This is a genomic window from Nocardiopsis sp. iso_186, from assembly GCF_056173365.1.
This window is the reverse complement of sequence record NZ_CM149670.1, coordinates 4,794,804-4,802,642: the sequence shown is the minus strand read 5'-3', so window position 1 is coordinate 4,802,642 and position 7,839 is coordinate 4,794,804. Positions and strand designations below refer to the sequence as shown.

Here is a 7,839-nt window from a genome sequence, read left to right as displayed (position 1 = left end):
ACTCACTTCGTCCCGTGACGGCCACCGTAGTTGCCGTGGTCGTTGGGGTTGTAGTTGCTGTCGTAATCGCCGATGGGGCGGAGGAAGTCCTGCGCGGATTCCTGGGCTGCCTCGTCGGACGCCTGGAACATTCGCGCTGACTTCACGGTCTCGTCTGCGGCGTGATAAAACGCTTTCGCGAGGGTCGGGCCGAGTTCATTGAACATCTTGAGCATCGGCACGAGGTTTTCTTTTGCCGCCTTGGCGATATCGCCTTCCCGGCCCCACGGCTCGCCCAGGGCTTCGACCTGCCGATTGGTCTGCTCGGTAAGGTCGAGCATCATATCGCCGGGAGCGCGCAACTCTTGGCCCATCCGTTCCATTTCGGCCGGTGAGACGGCCAAACCGTCGTTGTTCGTGGCCACGGGATCGTTTCCTTTCGTTGTGCTCCGGTGCGATGGTCGAGTGGACAAGGGTTATGCAGGTGTAGGCGTCTCGGGGGTGACGACGCCGTCCTCGTAACCGGGCGGCTTGGGGCTTCCCCCGCTGGGGCTCCCAGTGCCGAGAATCGATGCTAGCTGCTCCGCGGTGATCTCCTGCTCCCCCTCCAGCACGATGAACGACGTCATGCTGTCCGACAGGTTGTTGGAGATGGTCTCCATCTCGTCACGGATCTCCGTCAGCCGGGCGTAGATCTCGCCGAGACGCGTGTTGACCTTGCTCTTGAGAGTGGCGGCTTCTTCCAGGATGGAACCGTTGCCGACGAGGATGTGGTCGGCGCTGGTGTTCTCGTACTTGAGGATCTTCTCCAGAATGCCGTTGACCTTCGTCTCGATGTTGTTGACGAACTCGGTCTGGAATTCCTTCACCTTGGCGAAGTTGACCTTGACCTGTTTGATGGAGCCGGGGCCGTCACCGCCGCCGCCACCGCCACCGCCACCGGAACCGTCTTCGTCCTCGTCTTTATCGTCCTTGTCGTCTTTATCGTCCTTGTCGTCTTTATCGTCTTTATCGTCTTTATCGTCCTTGTCGTCCTTGTCGTCCTCGTCTTCGTCTTCGTCCTCGTCTTCGTCTTCGTCTTCGTCTTCGTCCTCGTCCTCGTCCTCGTCCGTCTCGCGGAAGGTCTGCGTCCCTGACACCGGTTCGAGCGGGGTCTCCCCGCCTTCCCCGCCGGAGGAGCCTTCGCTTCCCTGGGTCTCTGTGGCGTCGGGTGCCCGCTCCGTTCTCCCAGCCCGGAGGTCGGGGTCCTCTATAGAGGAATCCGAGTCGCTGCCGTCGCCCTCGGTGAAGGTCTGCGTCCCTGACACCGGTTCGAGCGGGGTCTCCCCGCCTTCTTCCGGTTTCGTGGATTCGGAGAAGGACGGGTCCGGCGGGCCTCCCGGGGAGTCGCCTCCTCCGTCCCCGCTTCCTTCCTGCTCGTCGCCGCGTCCTCCTGGCCCGCCGACCGGCCCGCCCCCGGGGCCACCGCCCCCAGGACCGCTTCCGTCCGGCTGGCCGGGGGTGCTGTTCCCCTCGACCGTCTCCTGGCCGTCGCCTTCCTCGTCCACCGGGGTGTTTCCCCCGCCGGGCGAGGGGGCGGGGTTGTTGGCCTGGTCGATTCCAGGCCCGTTCCCAGGGCCGTCCCCACCGGTTCCTCCACCGGCCCCTCCGGGGGCCCCTCCCGGGGCCACAGGCGGGGTGACGTTGACCGTCCCGGTCTCGGGGTTGACGGTCACCTGGTCGTCGCCGAGGTTGACGCCGACCGCGCCCGCTTCGGGGTCCACGGTGACCGGACCGCTGTCGGGGCGTTCGACCGTGATCTCACCGGTCTCCGGGTCCACCCGGACGGCCGCGTCACCGGAGCCCAGCTCGGTACCGCCGCCCTCGCCCTTCTCCGGCGGCCAGTTGTCCAGGTCCTTGGGGTCCCCGACGATCAGGCTGCCGGTGTCCGGGTCGATCGAGACGGGCGCGTCGCCCGAGTCGAGGCTGACCTCGCCGGTCTTGGGGTTGACGGTCGTGGTGCCGTTGGCATGGTCGATGCTGATCAGGCCGGTGTCCGGGTCCACCCTGATCTGGCCGTCGGTGTCCCCGGGTTCGGCCCCCTCCGGCGTGATGACGACCTCGCCGGTGTCGGGGTTGACGTCCACGGTCCCGTTGCCGGGATCGAGGGTGACCTCGCCGCCGTCCTCGTCGTCGCCGTAGCGGACGGTGACCTCGCCGGTGTCGGGGTCGGTGCTGACCCGTTCGGCGCCTGCTCCCGCCCCCGCGCCCGCTCCGGGGCTGCCGCCGGGAGCCGAACCGGGTCCGCCGCCGGGGTTGCCGCCGCCTCCGCCGGAGTGCGGGGGGCCCGCGTGGTCGCCGGTGGTGGGGGTTTCGTTGTCCTCGTGGTCGGTTTTGCCCTTGCCCTCTTCTTCGTTGGCGGGGACGGCGGGCTTGCCCTCGGTGGAGCCGCTGGGAACCGCTCCGGGTCCGCCGCCGGGGTTGCCGCCGCCTCCGCCGGAGTGCGGGGGGCCCGCGTGGTCGCCGGTGGTGGGGGTTTCGTTGTCCTCGTGGTCGGTTTTGCCCTTGCCCTCTTCTTCGTTGGCGGGGACGGCGGGCTTGCCCTCGGTGGAGCCGCTGGGAACCGCTCCGGGACCGCCGCTGGGGACCACTCCGGGTGAACCGCTGGGAACCGCGTCCGGGGAATGCCCCACGGGCTCGATCCCGGGGTCCGGGTCGCCTGCCTTCTCCTCCGACGGCGGTGTCCCGCCGTTGCCGTCGCCCGCTTCGTCGCGGACGTTCTCCGCTTGTTCCGGCTGGGTGACCGTGACCGCCCCGGTCTCGGGGTCGATGCTGATCTGGCCGTCCCCGAGTTCGACGCCGACCGCGCCTTCCTCGGGGTTGATGGTGATCGTGCCGCCGGCGTGCTCGACGGTGATCAGGCCCGTCTCCGGGTCGAGGTGCACCAGCGCGTCACCGAGGTCGACGGACTCGCCGTCGCCGAGGACGGTGCTCCCGTCGCCCAACGCGTCACGGTCGCCGAGGGTGAGCTGTCCGTTCTCGGGGTCGATCGAGACCGGTGAGCTGCCGGAGTCGAGGCTGACCTCGCCGGTCACCGGATCCACGGTGAGAGTGCCGTCCCCGTAGCCGATCGTGATCAGCCCGGTCTCGGAGTCCACCGTGATCTGGCCGGCGGGAACGGTGTCCCCTGCGGGAACGGTGCCTTCGGCGGGGGCACGCTCGACGACGATCTCACCGGTCTGCTTGTCGAACTCCACCCCGCTCTCCCCGGGATCGAGGGTCACGGTGCCCTCGTCGTGCCGGATCGTGACCAGGCCGGTGTCGGGGTCGATTGTGAACCCTCCGGGGTCCAGCTCGCCCTCCTCCACGGAGACGGTCGCCATGACCGGCTCGCCGTCCGTCGGAACCGGGTCGGTGACGACGCCCTCGGTCAACTCCGCCTGCCCGGCCGGGACGCCCTGGAGCAGAGGCTGGGCCTCCACCGCCGGTACGGCCGGTGTCATCTCGGACTGAAGCATCGGGGTCATGGACATCGGCTCGCCGGCCGAGAGCGGGGTGGACAGTTCCGTGCCCGACCGCGGGAGCAGGGCGTCGGAGAAGAGGGTCGCGGTGTCCACCGGGGTGGCCTGCACCGTCTCCGCGGGGGCCTGCTCCACGGGCAGCTCCAGCGTGGACTCCCGGGCCTCCCCGCCGTCCGACCCGGGGGCACCCGGAGCGCCCTGGGCGGGCGGGCCGGTCGTGGCCTTGGTGACCACGCCCTGCTTGTTCAGCGGTTGCCGGACGGCCTCCTCGACCATCGCGGCCGTGGCGTCCCCGGCCTCCTCGAAAGATGCCGTTTCGGGGTTCACCGTGACGGTCCCGGTGTCGGGGTCAACGAAGACCGGGCGGTCGCCGGTGTCCAGCGTGACCGTCCCCTCGCCGTGGTCAACGTCAACGGTGCCGGTGTCGGGTGAGAAGTCAACCGACGAGGCGGCGACGGGCGCCATGCCGGACACGGTGCGCAGCACGGTCTGCGCGGACTGGTCGTCCTGGTCCTCGGACGATCCTGAGACAGGCGTTATCCGGTTCTCGGTCATGGTCGGCTCCTCGGGCCTTTACTGGCGGTCGATCGGGCTGGGCGCGGGGGCGCCGGGAAGATGGGGAAGGTCGAACTTGCCGAGCATCGAGCCCGGGTCGAAGGACCCCGTGGCGATGGCGTCCATGTCAACGCCTTCGGGGGCGAACTGTGCGTAGGCCTGCGTGACCTTGACCGCCATCTGGCGGCGGGCGCGTTCGATGACGTCCACCACGGCGGCGGAGAGTTCGGCGGGTGCCATCTGCCGGTACTTCTGGGTGTGGAACTTCAGCTCAACCAGTTCCCCCTTGGCGTTCACCTTCGCTCCCACCAGCCGGTCTTTGGACACCACCTCTTCGATTGCCGACTCCAGGTTTGCGCTTACCTCCCCGAACTCCGCCATCTTCCTGTGAAGCTGTGCGAGCGCCTGCTCCGCCTGTTCGGGCATTGACGTGCTCATGGGTGCCGCCCTTCTTCTTCTCGTCCCCGGGCGCCGGTCGGCCGAGTACGGACTTGTTGCCCGTCCCCGAGGTGCCCCAGACCTTCTCGTCCTCCGAGAGCCAGGTGGAGCGGTTGCGTTCCTGGTTGTTCTGGTTGCCGCCCATGGGCGGCATCATGGGCGGAGGCATACCGCCCATACCGCCGCCCATACCGCCCATGCCGCCGGCCATTCCACTCATGGCGCCACCGCCACCGCCGGGGGCGGACGGAGGTGGCTGCATGAAGCCGCCTTCCCCGGCGGAGCCTCCCGCACGCTCGCGGACCTCGGGCGTGGTGAACAGCGAGGAACGGTCGCCGTCCCCGCCGCCCCCGGGGCCTGATGGGGCGGTGAGGCCGGGGCCCCCGCCCGGCCCGCCGACCGCCGAATACGGGGGAGGCGCCCCCAGGCCGCTGCCCCCGCCGGGACCGGCCTGGGCCTGGGACGGCGGGGGGTCCAGGGAACTCCCCGGACCGCTCCCCCCGCCGGTGAGGTCGGGGATGCCCGGAAGGGGCGGCGGCGTATACGTGGGAGGGGGGGTGAGCCCGCTCCCGGATCCTGCACCCCCCGTGGTGACGGGCAGACCGGTCTCGGGATCGATGGGCAGGCCGGTGGCGGTGTCGATCTGGAAGGGCTGCCCGGTGTCTGGGTCCCACCCCATCCGGTTCCCCGTCTCGGGGTCGAAGGGCATCCCGGTGGAGGGGTCGATGGGGTAGGGGACGCCGGTGTCGGGGTTGACGAGGACGGGGAGTCCGGTGTCGGGGTTGTAGGGGAGTCCGGTGTCGGGGTTGACGGGGAAGGGTTGGCCGGTTTCGGGGTTGATGGGCAGGCCGGTGTCTGGGTCCAGTGCCAGGCCGCCGGGGCCGGGGCCGCCCGAGACGACGGCGTCGCCGGTGATCGGGTCGATTCCCACGGGATTACCCGTCGCCGGGTCCACGGGGAGGCCGGTGGAGGGGTCGATGGGGTAGGGGACGCCGGTGTCGGGGTTGACGAGGACGGGGAGTCCGGTGTCGGGGTTGTAGGGGAGTCCGGTGTCGGGGTTGACGGGGAAGGGTTGGCCGGTTTCGGGGTTGATGGGCAGGCCGGTGTCTGGGTCCAGTGCCAGGCCGCCGGGGCCGGGGCCGCCCGAGACGATGGGTTCGCCGGTGATCGGGTCGATCGGCAGGGGCTGCCCGGTGTCGGGGTCCAGCGCGATCGGCATTCCCGTCGAGGGGTCGTAAGGCATCCCGGTGGAGGGGTTGACGGGGTAGGGGACGCCGGTGTCGGGGTTGACGAGGACGGGGAGTCCGGTGTCGGGGTTGTAGGGGAGTCCGGTGTCGGGGTTGACGGGGAAGGGTTGGCCGGTTTCGGGGTTGATGGGCAGGCCGGTGTCTGGGTCCAGTGCCAGGCCGCCGGGGCCGGGGCCGCCCGAGACGATGGGTTCGCCGGTGATCGGGTCGATCGGCAGGGGCCGCCCGGTGGCCGGGTCCACCGCGATCGGCAGCCCGGTGTCGGGGTCGTAGGGGACCCCGGTGGCAGGGTCCACCGGGAAGGGCCGCCCGGTGGCGGGGTTGATGGGCAGGCCGGTCTCCGGATCGGTTTCGAGCCGTTCCGTTCCCGGACCGGTGAAACGCGAGCCGGGGCCACCGCCCATGCCGCCGCCGGGGCCGCCGATGCTGCTCGGCGGGGGGATCAAGGGCGGGGGTACGAGTCCTCCTCCGCCCATGCCGTCGCCGGGGCCGCCGATACTGCTGGGCGGGGGCAGGGTGCCGTCGCCGCCCATGCCGCTGCCGGGGCCGCCCATGCCGCTGCCGGGGCCGCCGATGCTGCTGGGGGGCGGTACGAGTCCTCCTCCGCCCATGCCGTCGCCGGGGCCGCCGATGCTGCTGGGGGGCGGTACGAGTCCTCCTCCGCCCATGCCGTCGCCGGGGCCGCCGATGCTGCTGGGAGGCGGTACGAGCCCTCCTCCGCCCATGCCGTCGCCGGGGCCGCCGATGCTGCTGGGAGGCGGTACGAGCCCTCCTCCGCCGCCGGGCCCCTCGGACATGAGGGTGGGCGGAGGCAGAGGCCCGCCGCCCATGCCACCGCCGGGGCCCTCTGACGTGATCTCGGGCGGGGGAAGTGTGTTCCCGCCGCCGGGGCCCTCCGACGTGATCTCGGGCGGGGGCGGGGGTGGGAGGTTGCTTCCGCCGCCGGGGCCCTCTGTCTTGATCTCGGGCGGCGGCGGGATCTTGATCTCGGGCGGGGGCGGGATCTTGATCTCGGGGATGTCGATGTTGATGTCCCCGGGGCCGGGGCCGCCATTCTCGTCCCCGCCACCAGGGGCTTCTGGGTTGGGGAGGTTCAGGCCCTTGGGCGCGGGGATGGGCCTGATCGTGTTGGCCATGGAGTTGTAATGGCTCTGCATCTTTGTGTAGAGCGCGTCGGCGGCGGTCTTCACCGGTTCGAGCCCGAGGTTCCAGCGCCGGTGGAGTTCGGCGTTCACCCCCGCGTCGGTGATGCCGTCGCCGATGATCCCCCGGGCACCATCCGAGTTGTACGCGATGTCGAACTGGTTGCGCCCTTTGTTGAACGTCTGGGAACCGTTCACCCCGCTGTAGTACCAGTCGTAGATGATCTTGTGCAGCGACGTGTAGGGGCCTTGCTCGCGTTGGGTGACCGCCTGGGCGAGGGCGAGGATCGCCGGTTCGATGCCGGGACGGATGTCGTTGACCGCGTTGTGGAAGATGTGCAGTTTCCCCGAGAGCTCGGCGAGTCTGCTGCCCAGGTTGAACATGTGGTTGGCCAGCATGTTCGCCGCGTTTCCTTGGAACCCCGCTTCGGGGTCCCGCAGTTCGAGTGCTTTCTTCAGGAGCAGCTTCTGCTGTTCGTCGAGGAAGTCGTCCACCTTCGACATCTCCACGGCGATGTCCCAGTGGGTCTGGGTGCTGTACGAGGTGGACGCATATTTGGTGCCGAGCAGGGCGACGTTGGTCAAGTCCCGCAGCGCTTTGTTGAACTTCTTCTCGGGTGAGCCGTCGCCCTCCCACAGCTCCTTGTTGAGCATGTAGCCGGCGTGGTCGGTCTTCGACGACTGGTAGGAGCCGGTACCGCCGCCGTACGTGCCGTAGTACTGGGTGGTGGTGGTCACCCAGTCCCACCAGATCTCCATGTGCTTCCACCGGCCGCCGGAGATGTCTCCGTAGGTGTTGAAGCTGTAGTAGCCGTCGGTGAGCCAGTGCTCGCCGGTGATCGTGCTTCCTTCGGGCATGGGCGGGTGGCTCCCGCCGCCCTCCTTGTCGGCGAAGATGTTCATGATCTCGTGCAGCTCTGGCACCTTCGGCTACCTTCTCACTCGACCCTGTGTCGGCTACGGCAGAGGTGAAGGGGC

4 protein-coding genes are annotated in these 7,839 nt (G+C 69.7%); all 4 read right to left on the bottom strand.

Translation table 11 applies throughout. The features are described from left to right. Positions 1-2: 2 nt before the first annotated feature. Genes AC0VYP_RS21055 through AC0VYP_RS21040 form a run of 4 tightly spaced genes read right to left on the bottom strand, consistent with a single transcriptional unit; the run spans position 3 to position 7,785 of the window. A complete protein-coding gene (locus AC0VYP_RS21055; RefSeq protein WP_475471416.1) occupies positions 3-404 on the bottom strand; it encodes a hypothetical protein in 402 nt (133 codons plus the stop codon). A 51-nt stretch (positions 405-455) separates the two neighbouring features. Then, a complete protein-coding gene (locus tag AC0VYP_RS21050) occupies positions 456-4,034 on the bottom strand; it encodes an NHL repeat-containing protein (RefSeq protein ID WP_475471414.1) in 3,579 nt (1,192 codons plus the stop codon). Positions 4,035-4,052: 18 nt separating this feature from the next. After that, positions 4,053-4,415 carry a YbaB/EbfC family nucleoid-associated protein gene (locus AC0VYP_RS21045; protein WP_432707531.1) on the bottom strand — a complete coding sequence of 121 codons (363 nt, stop codon included), beginning with the start codon at positions 4,413-4,415 and terminating at the stop codon, positions 4,053-4,055. Beyond that, entirely contained in the window at positions 4,306-7,785 is a 3,480-nt protein-coding gene (locus tag AC0VYP_RS21040) for a hypothetical protein (RefSeq protein ID WP_475471413.1), read from the bottom strand. Before AC0VYP_RS21040 ends, AC0VYP_RS21045 begins: the two co-directional genes overlap by 110 nt. Between the last annotated feature and the right edge of the window lie 54 nt (positions 7,786-7,839).

Bases quoted from the DNA above. Each gene is read 5' to 3' on its own strand.
- AC0VYP_RS21050 (WP_475471414.1), bottom strand. From the start codon at position 4,034: ATGACCGAGAACCGGATAACGCCTGTCTCAGGATCGTCCGAGGACCAG.
- AC0VYP_RS21045 (WP_432707531.1), bottom strand. From the start codon at position 4,415: ATGGCGGAGTTCGGGGAGGTAAGCGCAAACCTGGAGTCGGCAATCGAA.